This window comes from Bacillus sp. E214, assembly GCF_008087365.1.
GTDB lineage: Bacteria > Bacillota > Bacilli > Bacillales > Pradoshiaceae > Pradoshia.
Genome location: NZ_VENN01000001.1, coordinates 68,332 through 88,984, shown reverse-complemented (window position 1 = coordinate 88,984; position 20,653 = coordinate 68,332). Strand labels below are relative to the sequence as shown.

The 20,653-nt window shown below is 37.0% G+C and carries 16 protein-coding genes, 1 tRNA gene and 1 pseudogene; 7 read left to right on the top strand and 11 right to left on the bottom strand.

Annotated elements, in window-relative coordinates:
• The first annotated feature begins 258 nt into the window (after positions 1 to 258).
• The 4 genes from FHY47_RS00415 to FHY47_RS00400 all read left to right on the top strand — a co-directional run bounded on the left by FHY47_RS00415 (position 259) and on the right by FHY47_RS00400 (position 7,943).
• Positions 259 to 672 (top strand): GNAT family N-acetyltransferase, encoded by a 414-nt coding sequence (locus FHY47_RS00415; RefSeq protein ID WP_066101168.1) that lies wholly within the window; start codon positions 259 to 261, stop codon positions 670 to 672.
• A 365-nt stretch (positions 673 to 1,037) separates the two neighbouring features.
• Positions 1,038 to 5,783 (top strand): Ig-like domain-containing protein, encoded by a 4,746-nt coding sequence (locus FHY47_RS00410; protein ID WP_148629502.1) that lies wholly within the window; start codon positions 1,038 to 1,040, stop codon positions 5,781 to 5,783.
• A gap of 242 nt (positions 5,784 to 6,025) precedes the next feature.
• Positions 6,026 to 6,409, top strand: a complete 384-nt coding sequence (locus tag FHY47_RS00405) for a DinB family protein (protein WP_148629501.1) — start codon at positions 6,026 to 6,028, stop codon at positions 6,407 to 6,409.
• Positions 6,410 to 6,719: 310 nt separating this feature from the next.
• Complete coding sequence (locus FHY47_RS00400; RefSeq protein ID WP_148629500.1) at positions 6,720 to 7,943, top strand: NupC/NupG family nucleoside CNT transporter; 1,224 nt, start codon at positions 6,720 to 6,722, stop codon at positions 7,941 to 7,943.
• A 249-nt stretch (positions 7,944 to 8,192) separates the two neighbouring features.
• Here the strand turns inward: FHY47_RS00400 and FHY47_RS00395 are convergent, their stop codons facing one another.
• The 6 genes from FHY47_RS00395 to FHY47_RS00370 form a co-directional block, all read right to left on the bottom strand.
• Complete coding sequence (locus tag FHY47_RS00395; RefSeq protein WP_262365952.1) at positions 8,193 to 9,503, bottom strand: C40 family peptidase; 1,311 nt, start codon at positions 9,501 to 9,503, stop codon at positions 8,193 to 8,195.
• A gap of 383 nt (positions 9,504 to 9,886) precedes the next feature.
• Complete coding sequence (locus FHY47_RS00390) at positions 9,887 to 10,384, bottom strand: response regulator transcription factor (protein WP_148629499.1); 498 nt, start codon at positions 10,382 to 10,384, stop codon at positions 9,887 to 9,889.
• A 476-nt stretch (positions 10,385 to 10,860) separates the two neighbouring features.
• Entirely contained in the window at positions 10,861 to 11,367 is a 507-nt protein-coding gene (locus FHY47_RS00385) for a DUF1643 domain-containing protein (protein WP_066101187.1), read from the bottom strand.
• A 98-nt stretch (positions 11,368 to 11,465) separates the two neighbouring features.
• On the bottom strand, positions 11,466 to 12,740 hold the full coding sequence (locus FHY47_RS00380; protein ID WP_148629498.1) for a DUF4179 domain-containing protein: 1,275 nt from the start codon (positions 12,738 to 12,740) through the stop codon (positions 11,466 to 11,468).
• Positions 12,733 to 13,251: a sigma-70 family RNA polymerase sigma factor gene (locus FHY47_RS00375; RefSeq protein WP_148629497.1), complete on the bottom strand. Its 519-nt coding sequence runs from the start codon at positions 13,249 to 13,251 to the stop codon at positions 12,733 to 12,735. The genes FHY47_RS00380 and FHY47_RS00375 overlap by 8 nt, the downstream gene beginning before the upstream one ends.
• A 517-nt stretch (positions 13,252 to 13,768) precedes the next feature.
• The gene (locus tag FHY47_RS00370; RefSeq protein ID WP_140461186.1) at positions 13,769 to 14,671 is read right to left on the bottom strand and encodes an AEC family transporter; all 903 of its coding nucleotides are present in this window, start codon (positions 14,669 to 14,671) and stop codon (positions 13,769 to 13,771) included.
• Between the two features lie 169 nt (positions 14,672 to 14,840).
• On the opposite strand from FHY47_RS00370, the gene FHY47_RS00365 reads away from it, so the two are divergent.
• Positions 14,841 to 16,097 carry an MDR family MFS transporter gene (locus FHY47_RS00365; RefSeq protein WP_140461185.1) on the top strand — a complete coding sequence of 419 codons (1,257 nt, stop codon included), beginning with the start codon at positions 14,841 to 14,843 and terminating at the stop codon, positions 16,095 to 16,097.
• 241 nt (positions 16,098 to 16,338) lie between these two features.
• On the opposite strand, the gene FHY47_RS00360 is transcribed toward FHY47_RS00365, so the two are convergent.
• The gene (locus FHY47_RS00360; protein WP_066101207.1) at positions 16,339 to 16,674 is read right to left on the bottom strand and encodes a hypothetical protein; all 336 of its coding nucleotides are present in this window, start codon (positions 16,672 to 16,674) and stop codon (positions 16,339 to 16,341) included.
• Between the two features lie 106 nt (positions 16,675 to 16,780).
• Positions 16,781 to 17,056: a DUF2187 family protein gene (locus tag FHY47_RS00355; protein ID WP_066101210.1), complete on the bottom strand. Its 276-nt coding sequence runs from the start codon at positions 17,054 to 17,056 to the stop codon at positions 16,781 to 16,783.
• A gap of 190 nt (positions 17,057 to 17,246) precedes the next feature.
• On the opposite strand from FHY47_RS00355, the gene FHY47_RS00350 reads away from it, so the two are divergent.
• Positions 17,247 to 18,017, top strand: a complete 771-nt coding sequence (locus FHY47_RS00350; protein ID WP_066101215.1) for a DUF4931 domain-containing protein — start codon at positions 17,247 to 17,249, stop codon at positions 18,015 to 18,017.
• Positions 18,018 to 18,386: 369 nt separating this feature from the next.
• Here FHY47_RS00350 and FHY47_RS00345 read toward each other — a convergent pair whose 3' ends face one another.
• The 3 genes and pseudogenes from FHY47_RS00345 to FHY47_RS19475 all read right to left on the bottom strand — a co-directional run bounded on the left by FHY47_RS00345 (position 18,387) and on the right by FHY47_RS19475 (position 19,628).
• Positions 18,387 to 18,725 carry a helix-turn-helix domain-containing protein gene (locus tag FHY47_RS00345; RefSeq protein WP_066101217.1) on the bottom strand — a complete coding sequence of 113 codons (339 nt, stop codon included), beginning with the start codon at positions 18,723 to 18,725 and terminating at the stop codon, positions 18,387 to 18,389.
• Positions 18,726 to 18,888: 163 nt separating this feature from the next.
• The gene (locus FHY47_RS00340; protein ID WP_148629496.1) at positions 18,889 to 19,359 is read right to left on the bottom strand and encodes a lasso peptide biosynthesis B2 protein; all 471 of its coding nucleotides are present in this window, start codon (positions 19,357 to 19,359) and stop codon (positions 18,889 to 18,891) included.
• A 31-nt stretch (positions 19,360 to 19,390) separates the two neighbouring features.
• Positions 19,391 to 19,628, bottom strand: a pseudogene (locus FHY47_RS19475) (lasso peptide biosynthesis PqqD family chaperone).
• 798 nt (positions 19,629 to 20,426) lie between these two features.
• Between FHY47_RS19475 and FHY47_RS00330 the strand changes: the two are divergent.
• Positions 20,427 to 20,499, top strand: a tRNA-Val gene (locus tag FHY47_RS00330).
• Positions 20,500 to 20,653 lie beyond the last annotated feature (154 nt).

Genomic DNA, 20,653 nt, shown 5'->3' with positions numbered 1-20,653 from the left:
AGAACGCACTTCATGTGGCAACATCTTTGTGACCTACATCCTGTAGGCCTCCGACAAGCATAAAGAGAGGCGATAGGAAGACGATTTCTCTTCCCCTTAGTGGCTATGACTATGACCTCGAGGTACTGGAAAAATGAAGCCGGATCACACACGTAAGAACCGTTAAAAGACCCCAGCATAAGCCAGTCAAAATGTATCTGATTATCTGGCAAAGAAGTATAATAAGCTATTAGTAGTATGCAAACAAAGGAGGATATTATGGAGACCGGAATTGAAATTATACATAACCCACCCAGCCCTCAGGAATATATAGATTTGCGAATAGCTGCGGGATTAAGTCCGAAAGAAAAACAGGCCGCTGATATCGCACTGAAGAATTCAATCTTCGCCGTATCTCTTAGAGAAAGCGGAAGGCTAATTGGGATGGGCAGAATTATAGGAGATGGAGGGTGTTTCTACCAGGTTGTCGATGTAGCAGTCAGCCCCGATAGGCAAGGAAGGGGATTAGGTAAAGTAATAATGGAAAATCTGACAGACTATCTAAATAATCATGTGCCCGCTGGAGCATACATCAGTTTAATAGCGGATATTCCAGCCGACAAGCTTTATCAGAAATTTGGTTTTGAATATACTGCTCCCCATTCTGTCGGGATGTATCGAAAAATAATATAGTTTTAAAGGATACTTACTCAGAGCCCATAAAACTCTGAGTTTTTTAGTTGCCATTCAGTTTTTTTAAATATATGTCGATATATTCTCTAATTTGCCTTTCAGCAGTTAAACTGGCCTTGTACACTTAAAAAAACCGTACTTTTCTACCTATCTTCCTCCTGTGTGTATCTACCCACTCTTCTCTTTTTTTCGTGTATATACCCTATAATAAGCTAAGACATTTTAACTATTTTTGGAAAAATCTAAAAATTCAAAAGACTATTTATAATCATGGTGGTAAATTAATAGTGTGGTAGATAGTAGGTTATTTACCTTATATTCCATTATTGATAACAAAGGGGAGGGATTTTGTAGATTTATCGTTTTTGACAAATGAAGGGGAGGTTGGAGCTTTGCATTTCAAAAATACTAAGAATGCAGTTTTTGTTTTACTATCACTGGTATTACTCTTATCTAACTTATTAATCGGTATAGGTACAGCGAGCGCTAATACATATGAAAACACTAAACTAAAGCCCTTTAGTAACTCAGTAAAAAAGAAACTGGATGTAAGTAAATATGACCCAGATGAAAAGGTACGTGTTATTGTAGAACTAGAAGGTACCCCTGCAATTGATTACGCCACTAAACAAGGTGTTATGTTTAAAGAACTCTCCAAATCAAAACAATCGGAATTACAAGCAAACGTTAAAGACCAACAATCCGATTTCCTATCATCTATTAATAAAAAACGTGTAAAATTCGACGTTGAAAACTCCTTTACAGTAGTCGCAAATGGGGTCAGTGGTGAAGTAAAGGCTTCAGACATTTCAAAAATTGAAAGTATCTCTACTGTTTCATCTGTATATATCGCTAATGAATATAAGCGACCGGAAGTAAAACCTGAAATGGTATCCAGTGGGGATATTGTTAAGGCCGAAGAAACATGGGTCAGAGGATACAATGGTACGGGTACAGTTGTTGGTATTATCGATACTGGAATTGATCCTAGCCATAAAGATATGATTTTGACCGATGAAAGTAAAGCTAAATTAAAAAAGTCTGATGTAGACTCAGTTGTATCTAAGAATAATCTCCCAGGAAAGTATCACACTACAAAAGTTCCATATGGATATAACTATTACGATAAAAACCAGGAAATTTTAGATTTAGGGCCTGATGCATCCATGCATGGAATGCACGTAGGCGGGACAGTTGGGTCCAATGGCTCTAAAGATGCTGGTGGTATAAAAGGAATTGCTCCTGAAACTCAGTTATTGGCTTTAAAAGTTTTTGGTAATGATGCTGCTATGCCTTCTACTTGGGGCGATATTTATATTAAAGCAATTGATGATGCCATCCTGCTTGGTGCAGATGTGCTTAATATGAGTCTTGGATCAACCGCAGGATTCCAAAGTCCGGAAGATCCAGAACAAAAAGCTGTGGAAAGAGCAGTAAATAATGGTGTGCTGATGTCAATCTCAGCAGGGAATTCTGCACAAATCTCTGATGGATATGCAGATCCTCTTGCAATCAATCCTGATATCGGACTTGTCGGTTCACCAAGCGTTTCCAAAGATTCAATTTCTGTCGCATCTCTAGAAAACACGCATGTATTTGTAGACAAATTCGAATTAACAATAGGCGGAACGACTTATCCGGCTGGATATAAAACACAGTCCTCTCCTCTGCCACTAGATGTTTTTGGCACAAATGAACAGGATGTCGTTTATGTAGGAGATGGACACCCAGATCGATATAAGGACAAGGATGTAAAGGGTAAAATTGTCTTTGCTGTCAGAACTGGCGCTGCTCCAAACTATGGAGAAATCCAAAAGCAAGCAGAAACTGCAGGTGCAATCGGTGTTATTGTTAGAGGAACTCCAGCACATGGGGATTTTGTGAGCATGGCCTTGAACAATCCTACCATTCCTCTTGTATCATTGAGAATAAGTGATGGAACGATGTTTGAAGAGAAACTCAAAGCTGCTGGGGAAGTAGGAAAAGTTAAATTCACAGGAGACATGATCCAACTTGAAAATGGTACGGCCGGTCAATTGTCCACCTTTACTTCTTGGGGAGTAACACCAAACTTAGATTTCAAACCAGAAATTACGGCACCCGGCGGAAAAATCTATTCAACTTTAAATGATAATAAGTATGGGGTTATGAGTGGTACATCTATGGCTGCACCTCATGTATCCGGCGGGTCCGCCCTTGTATTGGAATACGTTGAAAAGACTTTCCCAAGTCTAACAGGCAAGGATAAAGTCGAACGTGCCAAAACATTATTGATGAATACATCTGAAACTATTAAAGACCCACTTGGTACAACATATTACTCACCACGCCGTCAGGGCGCAGGAGTAATGAATTTAAATTCAGCAGTCACTTCATCCGTTTATGTTGTAGCTAAAGGAACTAATGAAGGAAAAGTCACATTAAAAGAAATTTCTAAGGATAAGTTCTCTTTTGCATTGACAGCTACCAACTTCAGTAAGAAAGATGCAACTTATACAATAGATACCACTGTGCTGTCCGATGCACTCTATGAGTCAAATGGACATACTTTTAATAATTTGACTCCTCAAGAAATTAAAAAAGCGATTGTTACATCCGACAGTGAAATTACCGTTGGAGCTGGAAAATCAAAAGATTTCACAATCACAATCGATTTGAAAAATGCCAAAGCTGATCTAGAAAAAGCAATGAAAAACGGATACTTTATCGAAGGATTTGTTTTCTTAAAAGCCAAAAATGTAGAAGATTCACTACCTACCTTATCCGTGCCATTTGTTGGTTTTAAAGGTGATTGGAATAAACCAAACATTATCGACCCAATGAATAATGATGCGAACTCCTTCTATGGAATGACAGGACTTGTCGATCCATATACCGGGGAATTCTACGGAATCAGTCCATTTGATAAAAATCAAATTGTCGATCCAGGTAAAATAGCCTTTTCACCAAATGAAGATAGTCATAATGATTCAATAGCACCAGCTCTATCATTTTTACGAAATAGTAAGACGGTAGAATACAGTATTACTGACACAGATGGTAACACGATACGTAAAATAACGACGGATAAGTATCAAAGAAAGAATTATGCAGCAGACTCTGACGTCACATTTGATCCATATACTACGGAATGGGATGGCAAAGTAAATAACAAGCAGGTTCAAGAAGGATTATACTATTACGAAATTAAAGCAACAATTGATTATGAAAATAAAGAAGCACAAGTATTTAAGATGCCTATCTTGGTTGATAACACAGAGCCAGCTGTATCTGATCTTAAATATGACGATGCAACCAAAACTGTCACATTTAAGGCAGAGGATACAAAAACAGGTGCTGGTCTTAAATACATTGAGTTATCCATCAATGGCAAAACACTCAAGAATTATGTTGCACCAAATACCAACAATACTTACAGTGTTAATTTAACAGATCAAAAGTATAGTGATGATACTCCTGTCGAAGTGAAAAACGGAGATAATATCAATGTTATTGCACATGATTATGCCGGTAATCGCGGAGCTAAATCATTATTGGATAAGAAGGTCCCTTACATTGTCTCTGAATCACCAGCACCACTTGGAGTCTATGACTATTTAGATATTGAGGTCGAAGGCTATGTAACGGACGATTCCAACATGGATTATGTTTTAGTAGAGTATGAAGGTAAACGTCAAAATCTTGAGCTTGAATGGGATGAAGAAACTAAACAATATTACTTCTGGGATGTTCTCGATTTCTCTAAAGAAGGTAAGAAAGATATCCGTTTCTACGGAGCTGATGTCGCTGGTAACAAAATCGATTTTAACAGAGAAATATTTATAGATACGAAAAAACCAACCATTGATGTTGATTATAAAGTTTTCTCAGCAGGTGATAGCCAAAAGGTTAAAGTCAAGGTTGGCGACAACTATAATGCATTACGCTTAGTCGTTAATGGCAATGAAGAAATAAACACATTTAATGATTTAGGAGATTTACCTGTATATGCACCTTACTCAATATCTCAAGATCTAGAACTACAATTAGTGGATGGTATAAATGAATATGAATTTGTCCTCGAGGACCTCGCTGGACATCAGGTAACGAAACGAATTGAGATTAATAAGGTTCCTATACCTGTTAAACCATCTATTAATCAAGTATCAGATGCCAGCACTAAAATCACAGGTACTGCACCAACTGATTCAAAAGTAACCATTACAGACAAAAAGAACCTAACACTTTCTACAACAGCTAAAAATGGTAAGTTCTCAGTAGATTTAAAAACTAAACTAAAAGCTGGTACTAAATTATACGCCACTGTTACAGATCCGAAAACTGGATTAGTGAGCGAAGCAACAGCAATCACAGTAACAGACAAGACCGCTCCTTCTACCCCTTCTGTCAATGCTGTTTCAGATAAATCAACATCTGTAACAGGTAAAACAGAAACAGGAGCGAAAGTTACGGTGAAAGCCGGTTCCAAAACTCTTGGTACAGCTACTGCCAATAGCAAAGGAAACTATGCCGTTAAAATCAAAAAACAAAAAGCTGGTACTTCCCTATCCGTAAGTGCGACAGATAAGGCTGGCAATGCAAGCAAGGCGAAAACGGTTAAAGTGGCAGATAAAACAGCTCCTTCTGCTCCTTCTGTCAATACGGTATCTGACAAGTCAACAACCGTAGCAGGGAAGACAGAAGCAGGTGCGAAGGTGACGGTGAAATCTGGTTCCAAAACTCTTGGCACAGCTACTGCCAACAGCAAAGGAAACTACACCGTTAAAATCAAAAAACAAAAAGCTGGTACTTCCCTATCCGTAACTGCGACAGATAAGGCTGGCAATACAAGCAAAGCTAAAAACGTTAAAGTCGCAGATAAAACAGCTCCTTCTGCTCCTTCTGTTAATACGGTAAAGTCAAGTTCTACAAAGGTTACCGGTAAAACAGAATCAAGTGCGAAAGTAACTGTGAAAGTAGGATCAAAAACTCTTGGTACTGCGACAGCCAACAGCAAAGGGAACTACACGGTCAAAATCAAAAAACAAAAAGCCGGCACTTCCCTATCTGTAACGGCTAAGGATAAAGCAGGAAACACAAGCAAAGCAAAAACAATCAAAGTGAAAAAATAATTACCCAAAAAGGTGTCCTGGCAGGAAATCCAGGACACTTCTTCTTTACAGAGATAGATAATTACTGTACAAGAGTAACTTTAGTATTCTCACTTTGGAGTTATGTGTTGAATATTAGACTTATAACAGAAAAACGTTTTCGGATGAGGAGGACTGATAGTATGCTTCAAATGTTCTTATACAATTGGCAAGTTAGAGAAGACTGGTTTAAATGATGTCAAAACGTTTCTAGTGAGGAATTGATGAAAAAACATATCGGTGGAATGGGCAGTATATTACATAATTTATATCATGTCATTGATTGTGAACAAATATGGATTAATCAAATGAAAGGATCAGAAGTTATGGTTAGAGATCTCTCCACTATTACTAACTTGACAGATGTCATAGACTTTTCTAATGAAATTAAAAAACTTACTACAGAATTTATAAGCCCCTGGAATCCACAATTGGACAATAAGATACTGAATATAACGAATAGGAATGGGCATACATTTTCCTTTACGTACGGGAAAATCCTCCGCCACATCATCACTCATGAAATCCACCATGTTGGACAACTATCTGTTTGGTCAAGAGAATTAGATATAAAGCCTGTATCTTCAGATTTACTATTCAGAGACTAATCCCCCTCTTCTATTAAGAAGGGAACTCCGAACTTGGTTTCTCGTTCCCTTCAAGTGTATCTGAATGTACTATTAAAGTTCAGGGCACCTTATTTAGGAGGTGATATTTTTTTCTCTCCTCACAAAAATTCCATACACCGCCTGACATAAAACAGAGACACTCCATATAGTTTTCTGTTATTGATTCCGAAATACTACTATTTCAGTATACTCTGCTTGCAATATAAACATTAGATTGTTATATTAACAATTTGTATAATAGTAACAATTTTCTTTTTTTATGTAAAAAATACAATCATGGGGTGACATAATGAATTATCTTTGGGGTTTGTTAGGAATTATCTGTATTTTAGGCATTGCCTTTCTTCTCTCCACTAACAAACGAAATATTAACATCCGTACAGTTGTCGTGGCACTAATTATCCAAATTTCTTTTGCATTCATTGTTTTAAAATGGCCACTTGGACGGGCAGCCTTTCAAAAAGTAACCGATGTTGTGAACAATACGATTGGTTATGCTAATGAAGGAATCAGCTTCCTGGTTGGTGGGCTTTATACACCAGAATCCGGAATTACACATGTTTTCTTATTTAATGTTTTAGGAATCATCATATTCTTCTCTGCTTTAATCTCTGTTTTATATTACTTAGGAATTATGCAATTCGTAATCAAATATGTTGGTGGTGCTCTTTCAAAACTATTGGGTACTAAAAATGCAGAAACATTTAATGCAACCGCCAATATATTCGTAGGTTGTACGGAAGCCCCTCTCGTAATAAAACCGTTCATTGAGAAATTGACGAAATCAGAATTGTTTTCTGTCATGGTATGTGGGTTAGCCTCTGTCTCTGGAAGTGTATTAGTAGGATATTCTTTACTAGGTGTTCCATTGGATTATTTACTTGCTGCCAGTATTATGTCAGCACCTGCGGGACTATTACTTTCTAAAATCATGATTCCGGAAACGGAAGAAAGCCAGGAAGATGCGGAAGGCTTTGAGATGACAAAAGATGATGAGTCAACAAACGTAATCGATGCAGCTGCAAGCGGAGCCTCAACAGGTCTTCAATTAGCTTTGAATGTTGGAGCTATGCTGCTTGCTTTTATCGCATTGATCGCATTGTTAAATGGTATATTGGGATATATTGGCGGTTGGTTTGGTTTTGATCAATTATCTATCGAGCTAATTTTAAGCTACATATTCGCACCATTAGCTTTTGTAATTGGCGTTCCGTGGAATGAAGCTCTGCAGGCTGGAAACTTCATTGGTCAAAAACTCGTAATTAATGAATTTGTTGCCTACAGTAATTTTGCACCAATGATTGATACAATGTCAGATAAAGCCGTTGTCATTATCAGCTTTGCATTATGCGGGTTTGCTAATCTTTCTTCTCTTGGAATCTTACTCGGAGGACTTGGCAAACTAGCACCAAATCGCAGACCAGAAATTGCCCGTTTAGGCATAAAGGCGATTATTGCAGGTGCATTGGCATCTTGTTTAAGCGCCGCTATTGCAGGTATGATAATTGGATAATAACCATACTCCTATAAGAATTAAGTTATAAAGCAAAAAATGAGGCTGCCTCGTAAGCAATTAATTGGCTTACTGGCGCCTCTCTTTTTTCTGTTGAATAATTTAGTCCTTTCATCGGCTATTAAAGCTAGAGTATTTATTTCTATTGTTTCCTACTCTTAAGCCCATAATCGCAAATTAATTGATTATAAAGGAAAAAGAGACGTCACTTTAATCATGACGTCTCTTTCCTATCAAGCTTTTTATCGATTAATGAACGCGTACTACACGTCCGTTGAATTTTTTACCCCAGTATCCGCTTTTAAGGCTGGCAATTGCTACACCAGTAGAGCTTTGGGAACCGATGAATTTTCCACCGCCAACATAAATGCCAACATGGCCATCTTTTTTATACGTATCGAAGAAAACCATATCTCCAGGTTGCATTTGGCTTGTTGGAATCTGTCTTCCAGCATGTTTCAGAGCATCTGTGCTCGCTGGTACAGAGTATCCACCTTGTTTAAATGCCCAGCTAACAAAACCGGAGCAATCAAAGCGTCCTGCTGCAATATCAGCTTGAGTTCTTCCACCGCCGAATACATAAACAGAGTTCCCAATATATTTATTGCCTGCAGTAATAACGGTTTGAATATTTTTATTTTGGGTAGAACTATTAGTAGAACTTGGCTTCTTATTAGAAGAGTTTGAATTAGCTGGTTTAGAGCTAGTTTGTTCGTTCTTCGAAGTGCTTACAGCTTCTTCTTTTGAGCTGGAATTCACTTTATTTGTTGTTTCATTCTTAGTTGAAGAGTTTGTTTCTTCTTTTTGAGTATCAGCAATCTTCTCAACTTTCTCTTTTACATTGGAAGTTTCTTTTACAACAACTGGCTCTACCACAATATCGATATTTCTTGCTTTAGCATCTGCTAATTGACGTTGACTTTCTTCTTCCTTAACTTTAAGCTCTTTCTTCAAAGAGTTTGTTTGATCTTGTTGTTGCTTAATATCCTGCTGCATACCAACAAGCTCAGTTTTCATATCCTTTAAACCAGTAAGCTTTTCTTCTACTGTTGCTTGTTTATCCTCAAGTTTAGTCTGATCCTCTTGAATTTCATCGATCAATTGACGGTCCGCTTTAACAATTGTTGAAACGGCTCCGATTCGTTCAATAAAATCTCCAAAACTAGTAGATCCAAAAATGACTTCTAAATAGCTGACGTTACCATTTGTTTGTTGGTATGTAACAGCACGCTTCTTTAAAATTTCTTGGCGTTTTTCATTTTTTTCTTCCAGTTCGGTAATTTCATTATCTAAAGTCTCTACTTGTTTTTCCGTTTTGACGATATCATCTTCTGTTTTATTAATCATGTTCTGATTATCTTTAACAGCCTGGTTGATTTGATTAATACGAGTATTCAGAGTAGAAATTTCAGCTTGTACCTCATTTAAAGCAGCTTGAGCTTTATCAACCTCAGCTTGCCTGGCCGGGTCTTTTGCAGCACTTGCTGATGGAATGCCTATGTAACTGCTGAACCCAAGCAATAAAGCCGTACTTAGCGCAATAATTCTTTTATTCATCATTAAGATATTACCTGCTTCCTAGTTTTTTTAATTTATCGGGTCTTTCATACCATTTCTATTTATCTATTTATCTAACATGGATAAGTATATCATGCTAATTTAACAAATAAGTTATAGTAATATTACAATTATGTTTCAAAAACATGTTACAAGTTTTTATTTTGTAATAATAGGGTATAAATAACTTCGATTCTATAAAAAAACTTACAAAAAGTAATTTATTTAGTAAAATAAATGTAAATTACTTTTAACAGAAGAAGAAAATTAAGCTAAAATCCACTTAAAAATCCCGTGATTATTGGCGAATCAAATCTAACTTATTATTTTAATAAAACATCTAAACTATCTAAGTATTTTCTATTAATCCTCTTATTTTCAGATTTCTAATCTCTAATAGCCTTTACAGCTACTTCTGTTCGATTTTTGGCATCCAGCCTTCTCATAATGGTTGAAATATAGTCTCTGACTGTATACTCACTTAAATAAAGCTGAACAGCTGCCTCTGTTGTAGACGCTCCTGCAGCCAATAACTTAATAATATCAACCTCACAAGGAGAAAATGATAGTTTACGATTTAAATCATTCTGTGTTACAGAATTTTCAGGGTTCGTAAACCTAAGCAACAGCTCTCCTGCACTTTGCCCAAATTTCATTAATGCGGGATACAAGCTCCTATCTCGCTCAAATTTCCGCCCTGGCCCTTTATCTAGTAAAATGCCGCCAATCATCTTACCTTCTTCCGGAACATAAATAGGGACAATTAACATGGATACGAGATTAAATTGCTTAATAAATTTTTCAGGAAAACCGTATGTGGCATCCTCTATAAAAATAGGCTGAAAATTACGCAGCTCATTTCCTGCTGGTTTTAATTTATTCAAATAATGTGTCAGTGCAGGAGTGTTTATGATTTGTTCCTGATTATCTATATGGTGGGCGTATACTCCTATTGCTCAGGTGTAGGTGGTCAGATGGAAGATAGCAGTGAAGAGGAAATAAAGGATATTATTAAGAGTTTACAAGAGGGGACTAAGAAGAAACAAACAAGTCAGAGGAGCAAGATAAAGAAGAAACCACTAAAGAGGAAGAATCGGACAAACCTTCGGGCGATCAGCCTGCAGCTGAACCTGAAACACCGGAAGCTGAGACACCGGCTATCGAACCTGCCCCAGATCCTATGTACCAACTGAACCAGAAGAGGAAGAAGACAGTGAAAATCCGGATGATGGTGTAGAAGAACCTGATCCTCCTGTGGACGATGGCACAGACGAAACTGAAATACCAACTCCGCCACCTGCTTCATAAACTACTTATCTATCTAAAAAGGAGCTGTCGAAATGAATCGACAGCTCCTTTTTCATGACGGTTTAAACGAACTTACATTTGGAAAGAGATAGGGTTGAACGGTCGTATCACTTCTTACAAACAACGGATGCAGGGGATGCCCCTCTCTTGTTGTACCCAGGCAGTTAGGATCATATCCCTTAAACCAGTCCGATAATAACTGATAATCTTTGTGATGGATGGTACAGTTTTCTCCCCAGCCAACGATAATTTCAGAACCGCTGTGTAAGGCATTTTCTAAATAGAAGCGGTTTTCAGGACCTGTAGCCTCCTCCAAGGACAGATTCCTGAGATCTCTCCATTCCCTGCTCCGATAGGCAAATACATTCACCAATTCCACAGAACCGCAATCTAATTTCTTAGCAAACGAAACACAACGCATGGTCGTCCGGTCATCCACTCTGTCATCAGCCTCGCTTGGGTGTAAAAGAACAAAGACAGCTTTTCTTAAATTGTAATCATCCCATTCCCTCTTTAGGGAATATCGATAATTTCCTTTTATAATGGCACTCCTTTTCAATCGATTTCCCCCTTTCCGTTCCTATTATTATGTATAAGCTCCTCAGGTGACTTTTATGATAAAACCGGCCAACAATCATTGAGAACAATTTTGTTCCATTATTTTATTTGGAGCTTGACTTGCTTTTTGTGGGTAAGTGGGTAGGTGTCTAATTCAATATTAAGAGGACCCTTAATGATTTCTTCTGGTTTATAGTAGAAGCTTATAGCGTCTAAACCGTCTATTTCCCAGTACTCCGCTTCCCCTGTTGAAATTTCTTTACCTGTTCCATCAGTTATCATTCCACCGCCAGAAACAGTATCTTTACTCTTGGGGATTTCCATGAAAATAGACACCTTATTTTCTTCTATCTTAGAAGATTTCACTAATCCATCCGATGGATATTTCAATAGCCTGCCTGTTTTTTCATCAACTTCAATGATTAACTCATCCTTATCTAGAGCATGAATACCATCGAATAGTAGGTACAGCTTCTCGGGTTTCCGAAAATAATTACTTTCTATATAGATTTCACTTTCTTCCTCATTAAAATGACTGCCAGTAGATCCCCATATCTCACCTTTATCATCCATTAGCCTAACATGATTCAAATGAAATATTTTTTTTGTATTATTCGGATCATATTTTACGTCAACCCTGACACTTAGTGGATCAATTTCTACTTTTCCAAACGTAATCCGCTGATTGTCTATGGTCACTGTTTCATCAATGGCCATCTGTTTATGCTGACCTTTATACAAGGAATGATCTATTTTCAAAGGGAACTTAAATGGACCTATTAAGCTAGTGTCATTTTTCAGATGGACTTTTAGTTCTATTTCTTCTCTATCTTCAAGCTGATGCACTAGATTAAAATCTAAGGAGCCGAACCCATTTTCATGAGCTGAATAGGATATGGATTGCTCGACACCGTCTCCGTCAATCAATAGATCGGGAAATTCTATTTGTATTTCATCCCCTGCTCCCTCTATATGATAAAAAACAACCATCCTATGCCTATCAACAATTAAGGATTCAATCGTTACCTTATACCCATCCTTCTCTTGCGTCTGTCCAACTGACTGTAAAAAATCATTCTCCACTGCAGACATATAGCCTTTATCGTTTCGGATTAGATTGATAATTTTTTCTGCGCCCGGTATAGAAGAAAGGGCATTTGCAAAGGACGGTGACACTCGTACCAGGCTAATGCAAAACAGGAGTACAATAGCAGCCGCTGCTAATCCTGTATATTTTATAAGTCTTTTTCTCTTCTTGTGTTTGGCTTTACTAAAGCCTGACTGAATGGCTGCGGAAACGTTTTCGTTTGGTACAGGCACATATTCCATTTGTTTTTTTAAATCCAATAATTCTTGTCTCTCTTTTTCATACATGGCGGGTACCTCCCGATTCCTTCATTAGTTCCTTGAGCTTCCGAAGGCCTTTGTAAAGTCTTGTTTTAACCGTACTTTGTGGGCATTCACATATATCCGCAATCTCACTTATGGATAGGTCCCGTAAATACTTTAATACGATGATTTCACGTGATGGTTCATCCAGGAACATGAGCGCCTCTTCTATTTCAAGCTGACCATAATCATCCGTATGGACCATTTCCTGTCCAATGAAATGATGGTGTATTTTTTTGGCCTTCAATTCATTTGAACAAACGTTTAATAAAATTCTTACAAGCCATGTAGAGAAATAGGATGGCTCTCGCAGCTTTTTAATTGAACGGTATGCTCGAAAAGTCGTTTCCTGGATAGCTTCCAGAGCTTCTCCTTCATTTTTTAAATAGACAATGGCCATTCGATACAGCTGTTCCTTATGAAGATCTAATAAAGTTAAAAATGCTGTATCATCCCCTTTTATAGCCCTTTGTACTAAAGAAGCATCTTCATGCATGCGGCTCCCCCCTGTTTTCTCTCTACTTATTAGACTGTTTATCCTAGAAAAAAGTTTCAATATATTATAAAAAATACCATAATTTTATAGTTTTAAGATTTATAGCATAAATAAAAGACCTCAAAATCAAGAGGTCAATAATTAAGAATCTAATTAGAGGACATAAAGTATAGAAGTGTTATCAATGGAAATATCATAAATAGTATATTTAATATCTGAGTGAACCATAGAAACAAAGTCTTTTTTTGGGCGGTTTTATTGATATATAGAAAAGAAGCTGCACCTATAACACAGGGGATCAAGCCTAATAATGGATATCTTTGAGGAGTTGAGTTGATCGATTGGATAAGGGCCATTATACATACCACCAAGCTTACCCCCATTAAAAGCGCTGGAATCCATACTTTGTTTCTTTTCATTCCCAATACCATCCTTTCTGCGGAACAACTAATATTTCATATAAATTGATTCGTTTAATCCCATTTTATGTACTTCACTTTCTAATAAATCCTTCTCACTATAAAACAAAATAAAAAATGATTGGTAAAGTGATTAAGCTAAGTACTGTACTTATAAATGTACAAACCGAAACAAATTCCGGCTTTGTATTAAACTGAATGGCATACATCGTCGTATTTGCAGCAGCAGGCATTCCGGCCATGATAATCATTAATTGTTTAAGCAAGGTATCGATTGGCAAAAGGGCTGAAATTCCCCACGCTACAAGGGGCGCCACTGCCAATTTAATGATTAGTGCATACGTAACCTTTTTATATTCAATATTCTTAAGACTGATTTTGGCTAATTGCATACCTAAAACAAGCATGATTGTCGGAATAGCCGCGCTTCCAACTAAATCAATGGTAGTCATTAAGGAATGGCTGATGGTAATACCCGTGTACTGAAATAACAGTCCAAAAATCGCTCCATATGCAACAGGCATACGTAATACAATTGCAAGTGTATCTCTAATCCCTCCGCCTATATCACTTCCTCGCGCCGCTACATATACCCCAATTGTAGCCATCACGATACTTTGGGTGACCATTAAGATGATGGCGTAATCAAATCCGGCAGCGCCAAACAATAATAACGCAACAGGTGTTCCATAATTACCATTGTTCATAAAAACCGAACCAAGAATGAGCCCACAGGTTTCCTTTATGTTGTATTTATTTATAAAAGCGATAAAACATACAAAGATCATAAGTGCTAAACAAAGCCCAAACGCGTAAATAACAATATAAAGATAATCTAAGGTCAGTTCATTAGTATAAAACGTTTGAAACACCAGTAATGGTGTCATTAAATAAAGGGACATCGTTGAGATCGTTTTTGGATCAAATCCTATCTTCTTCTCGCCTATATATCCTAAAGCAAATATAACAAATACCGGAATCAATACATTAAAAAACTCCATCTGCTTACCTTCTCTCTGGTTGAAACTATCATCTTTCACACACCATTATACCAATTCCTTCCTTTAAAACTTCAAAATATTTTAAATTTTTTAAACAATATTCTCTTTTACCTATTTATCTATTAAAATAGAAATTATTGGAACTTAATTAAAGGAATCAGGAGGCATTATGCAGTCTTTTAAAAATTTGTTTAGTCCATATCGAGGCTTACCCAAAGAAATTTATATTATATTTTTTGCTCGAATTATTAATAGTCTGGGAGGGTTTGTACATCCGCTGCTTGTTTTAATCCTCACTCAGAAGATTGGCATGGATAGTGCCCAAGCAGGACTATATGTAACTTTAGTCAGTGTTATTTCTGCACCAAGTATGATTTTAGGCGGAAAGCTGGCTGATACCTTGGGAAGAAAATTTATTATTGTTGTTTCGCAAGGTCTAGGAGGCATAACCGTTATATCCATAGGTTTAATAGAGCCTTCGATGACCATGGCCTATTTGCTCATGCTATCATCACTCTTCTTTGCTTTGTGCTCACCTGCCTACGATGCACTATTGGCGGATTTAACTACCCCCGAGAATCGGAAAGGTGCTTATTCATTAACCTATATGGGTTTTAATTTAGGTTTTGCGGTTGGTCCAATCATGGCCGGTCTACTATATAAAAATCATTTAGATCTTGTTTTCATCATTGATGGAATTGCTACGCTCTTAGCAACAACATTAATTTTCATTTTTATAAAAGAGACAAAAACCAAACATATTTCAGTAACAGAGAAAACGGAAAGAAAGCTTGAGGAGCATGTAGAAGGATCTGTTTTTAAAGTGCTGAGGGCAAGACCAATATTAATTATGTTCGCTTTTATTCTATTATGTATCGAATTTGAATACGCTCAATGGGCATTTACCATACCGCTGCATTTAGAGGAGTTGTTTAATGATTCTGGCGCAGCCTATTACGGAACACTTGCCGCATTTAACGGTATATTGGTTATCTCGTTTACGCCGATTATTACGAAACTGACAAATAAGATAAGGCCTATAAAAGTGATAGCCACCGGAGCCTTGTGCTATGCTTTTGCCTTTGGTATGCTCGCCTTCACCACGATACTTCCCTTCTTCTATGTATCTATTTTCATCATGACCATTGGAGAAATCATGATTGCAATCAATGCTTCGACCTTTATAGCTAATCAAACACCAGCTTCGCACAGAGGCAGAGTCAGCAGTATTCTCCCACTGATAATTGGCGCCGGATATGCAACAAGCCCAATGATTATGGGAAGCTTTATTGCAGCATACTCGATTACATCTGCCTGGATGGTAATTGGATCCCTCGGATTCATTTCAGCAGGACTCATGTGGCTGCTTCAGAAGAAAGATTTAACCAATCAGCCTGACACCGACCATGTGAAGGTTGGTGCTTAATCTAATCTAATAACAGAGAGGGGGCAATCACATTCTCTTTTCATGATGTGATTGCCCCCTTAAATGAATAATAGTTTCTCCCCCATTACCGGATTCTCTTCCTGAACTGACGTTTAATTTTACAGACCATCAAACTCCTTTCAAAAGAAAACCAACAGGCCCTGAGATAAAAATTAGATTATAAATGATTAAAGGACCAATCGCGGTCCTTTGATTCAAGATGTCATAATATGTATAAAGATCATAGTTGAGATTGAGATTTAGCCATTGATATATCCTCTTTTGAAACGATTTCCCATCCATTGGCTGTAAGCTTATTTATATAATCATCGAATCTAATTTCCTCTAATTCAATTGCCATCGGACTAAGAGATACATAGCATTCATTCTTCTCATAATTAACCGTCACCTTCACAACCTCATATCCGTTGTGAAATCCCTGATCAAATCCAGGATCTTCAATAATGTCTCCTATTACCGGACGGAAAGATGACTCAACTGTTTTCATCATCATTTCGCTTCTACTATTTTCTTTATCCTTGGTAGATGTTAAAAAGACGTATAATTTAATTTTCATTTCTTCTCTCCTTCCAAATTTGGTTTAAAAAACTTTAAAGGCATATTCAATGGTGATTTCATTGCACGATTGGTACTTTTACAATCACTCCCTACGAATTGTAAATTTAATGATAAACTTGTGTACTGAATGGATCGATTTGTTGCTCACTTACTCTTGCGCGAACTTTTGAGGTCTCAATAATTTTATAATTACCATGTCTGACAACTGTTCTCGTTGTGTTGAGTTTCAATTCGTCTGCATATTCTTTAGAAATTTCCACAATACACGAAGCTTCCCTCAGTATTATAATTTCTCCAAAGATAAATAAATTTCCTCTTTTAAAATAAATCACATCACCTATTTCTCCCTGTACATATTGATCCCTATACTCGAAATCCATTTCACTACTCACCGTCCATGTTTTTATAATCAATCAATTAAAGATATATGTCATTGTTACTATCGACATTTTATTATGTATTTTTACACTTTTTTTATTTCTATAATATGGCTAAAAATATACAATCGTACATATCTTTAATTTATAATAAACATATCGAGTTTTAACAGTTAACAAGGTAGGTGCAAGTATGGATCAGCAACAATTATATTTTTCAAGTACAATTGGCAGTCAAAAGCCTGAAACTATCCGTAATAAAACAGCAGCCTGCCCCTTTTGCCAAAGAGATGAGCTTACCGATATTCTTGAGACAAAGGGAGATATTATTTGGTTGATGAATAAATATCCCACTCTTCTGGATACCTATCAAACGGTCATTATTGAAACCAATCAATGTCACGAAGATATAAGGGGATATGAACAGAAGCATATGCGTGAATTAATTCGCTTCAGTATTGCTAAATGGCTTGAAGTGGAGAAGACTGGTGAGTATGAGTCCGTTATCTTATTTAAGAATCATGGTCCCTTTTCAGGCGGCAGCATTCAGCATGCCCATATGCAAGTGATTGGAATGAAACATGTAGATTACCATAAGAATATGGCAATGATTGATTTTGAAGGCACAGAGGTATACAAGAAATCCGGTATTGAGTTAAATGTATCAAAGTATCCAGTTATCGGTTTTACTGAATTCAATTTAATATTGAACACATTAGATGAGATTGATGATTTTGCTGATAAACTTCAAATCCTGGTCCGTTATATTTTGGATGGTTTCCATAAGGGATGCACCAGCTATAACCTTTTCTTTTACCATTTTCATGACTTGATTATTTGCAAGGCCATCCCACGCTTTGTTGTATCTCCCTTGTTTGTCGGCTATAAAATTCCACAGGTACTTATGGAAGATCGGCTTGATATCATTAGGAAAGATTTATCCAGATTACTCACCCAGACTTAGGCTATCGCAAGGCTCCCTCCCGTCATAACCGGGAGGCTTTTTGAATTCCATCATTCATTACTGATATAGCAACCAAAATACGACCTGGAAATTTGGCTTTTTCAATCCTAAACCTCCCACAGAATGAGTTAGATGACGACAAACGTAAAAGCACTCTTCCAGAGCCAACTCCCGTATTTATAATGCATGTAATCCAATTTCCACAGCAAATAAGGTCGAGTCTCAAGCCTATGGCCATCAACAGCGACCGGCCACTGATTATCACCGATTTTTAACTGATCTATACTATGCATTCCATCCTGCGTATAACCATAAATTCTGATCCATCATTGGCTAGGATGATTTCGATATTTTGGTAGGGTTGGGCAATTATTTTACTTTGCTTTTCCACATAATATACTCAATTAATGCCCGATACTCATCCATTTGTTCTTTATCAATTACGGTTGTCTTTAATTCCTCGATTAGGTTGATTAATTCCTGATTCATATTTTGATTGGTTTCAACACCTTCTTGTACGCGCAATAAAGTTTTTAAATCTGCATTTAAAACAAACGCTAGCCTTTTCAATACTTCAATTGAAGGATTTTGATTCACTCCCCTTTCAATATTGCTTAAATAGGATTTAGATATTCCGGCATTTGCAGCTAGCTGGGTCAGTGTCATTCCTTTACGTTTACGTATTTCCTGTATATTTCTTCCTATCATTTTCTCTACCTCTTTAGCTCAGATTATTTACTTCATTAAGACCATCTGCAAACAGTTAATTACTTTTTCCATATCCTCTTCTGCCATGTTAGTACCTTGCTCAAGGCGAACATTAGGTTCAGCTCTTTGGAAAAACCGGTCACGTGCAAAGGTTGTCTATCCATCATTTTTTCTCCTTCTGATCCCCCATTCTTTTAGCAAAGGTTCCCACCACTGTGTATCCTTCCTTCCCATTGGCTCCAGTTACAAAATATAATCCACTCCGCAGCCAGGCATGAGCCTTCATCTTTCCTTCCTTATCTCTTGCTGTTGCCATATAAAGAGTACTTTCAATGCCACGCCGCTCGAGCATTCTCATTCCTGCAATCGCCATAACAAGACATTTACTTTCCCAAAACGTATATCTACTCATCGTCTCCAAACTTTTGGACACTAACTCCAGGATTTCAGTATGGGCTGGCACATAAGTTAATGAGGTCTCTTCCATCTTTCTGCCCAATTTAGGCGCAATTTTAGTAAAGGGCAGACTCTTTTGTATCCGGGCCACTCCCAAGGAACAATAAGCTTCTGCATACATCATGAAGGTTTTACTATCTATGGACAGCAAGGTTCGAGCTTTCTGAATGAGGTTCATAAACATAACTCCTTAGGAAGTAATGGTTTAGTCAATTAATTCTTCTTTTTTCAACATATCCAGGAAATGAACGAACCTGACTTTCACATTCTTCAGGGCTTCCGTCATACTCTTCTGTTAATCGATCCACAAGCTCATCGATACTTAGGTTCATTCATTAGTTCCCAGGTTAAGCCTCCGACTTCACCGAGATTATAATATTTAACATTATGGACGCTTAACATCACTTTCTCCCCATCCATATCACTGACTACATTCCTTTTGGACATAATAAAAGTTGATATATTAAGATTTCTATCCTTCAAGCTAAATTAACTCTGGCAACTTCACTTTTGATTGCAAATCCAAACGCCTGGTACACCATCTGCTTCAATACCTGAATCAACTTCATCACTCCAATTTTAAAAAAAGCCCTATACGATAAATTTGTATAAGGGCTTTTTCCTTCTCTACACAATCAACTTCCTCTGTGACCACCGTTAACTTGCCCACCATCAAAAGTTATTTTCACATGAAGAACCTCAACTCAAGATTCGTTTTTGACATACTTTTTTCTCCTTCACCCCTGATGTATCGTTCTTTATTTAGAACACATGGAGCAAAGCAGGCCCTTTTCATCCTATTATTGTATTGAGTTTATCTATCTTTTATAGATATAATCCTAAACTACAATCAGTTCTCTCAAACTTATAGATATAATTCATAGATCAATAGTCACTAGTTCTCTATAAAGAACTGATGTATACTAAAAATATCATTTTTAGTAAATTATGTCAAACAAATTTACTAAAGATTTTATAATTTTTAGTATGCGCAAAAAGATCAACTGAATGATAAATTTGCTTTCAAAATCGCCAATTATTAGACAGATCTTGGTGATGATTATTACAGACTTTACTCTGAAGAATGTCAGACAGATTCATGAGGACTAAAAAGGCTATGTTCCTTCTCTAATTTAAAGGATCGCTTTGTGTATTTATATAGAAGAAAGATCCTACAACAAAAATTCATCTTGACTTTAACTGACTTACCCTTTATATTAATTATTGTAAATTAATTAGTATTCTGATTCCGTAGCTCAGCTGGGAGAGCACCACCTTGACAGGGTGGGGGTCGCTGGTTCGAACCCAGTCGGAATCATACCAAAAACCCTTGATATATCAAGGGTTTTTCTTTTTACTCCTATATAAAAGTTTTCTATAATAGCCATAATAGTGGCGGATTGGTGGCGTACATTAAATAACGCAAAAGTATTAAAGGTAATAAAACAACGCATTCATTAGCTTAATCTAAA

Coding starts and splice junctions, on each gene's coding strand:
- FHY47_RS00415 (WP_066101168.1), top strand. CDS start 259: ATGGAGACCGGAATTGAAATTATACATAACCCACCCAGCCCTCAGGAA.
- FHY47_RS00405 (WP_148629501.1), top strand. CDS start 6,026: ATGAAAAAACATATCGGTGGAATGGGCAGTATATTACATAATTTATAT.
- FHY47_RS00400 (WP_148629500.1), top strand. CDS start 6,720: ATGAATTATCTTTGGGGTTTGTTAGGAATTATCTGTATTTTAGGCATT.
- FHY47_RS00395 (WP_262365952.1), bottom strand. CDS start 9,503: ATGATGAATAAAAGAATTATTGCGCTAAGTACGGCTTTATTGCTTGGG.
- FHY47_RS00380 (WP_148629498.1), bottom strand. CDS start 12,740: ATGTATGAAAAAGAGAGACAAGAATTATTGGATTTAAAAAAACAAATG.
- FHY47_RS00375 (WP_148629497.1), bottom strand. CDS start 13,251: ATGCATGAAGATGCTTCTTTAGTACAAAGGGCTATAAAAGGGGATGAT.
- FHY47_RS00370 (WP_140461186.1), bottom strand. CDS start 14,671: ATGGAGTTTTTTAATGTATTGATTCCGGTATTTGTTATATTTGCTTTA.
- FHY47_RS00365 (WP_140461185.1), top strand. CDS start 14,841: ATGCAGTCTTTTAAAAATTTGTTTAGTCCATATCGAGGCTTACCCAAA.
- FHY47_RS00360 (WP_066101207.1), bottom strand. CDS start 16,674: ATGAAAATTAAATTATACGTCTTTTTAACATCTACCAAGGATAAAGAA.
- FHY47_RS00355 (WP_066101210.1), bottom strand. CDS start 17,056: ATGGATTTCGAGTATAGGGATCAATATGTACAGGGAGAAATAGGTGAT.
- FHY47_RS00350 (WP_066101215.1), top strand. CDS start 17,247: ATGGATCAGCAACAATTATATTTTTCAAGTACAATTGGCAGTCAAAAG.
- FHY47_RS00345 (WP_066101217.1), bottom strand. CDS start 18,725: ATGATAGGAAGAAATATACAGGAAATACGTAAACGTAAAGGAATGACA.
- FHY47_RS00340 (WP_148629496.1), bottom strand. CDS start 19,359: ATGAACCTCATTCAGAAAGCTCGAACCTTGCTGTCCATAGATAGTAAA.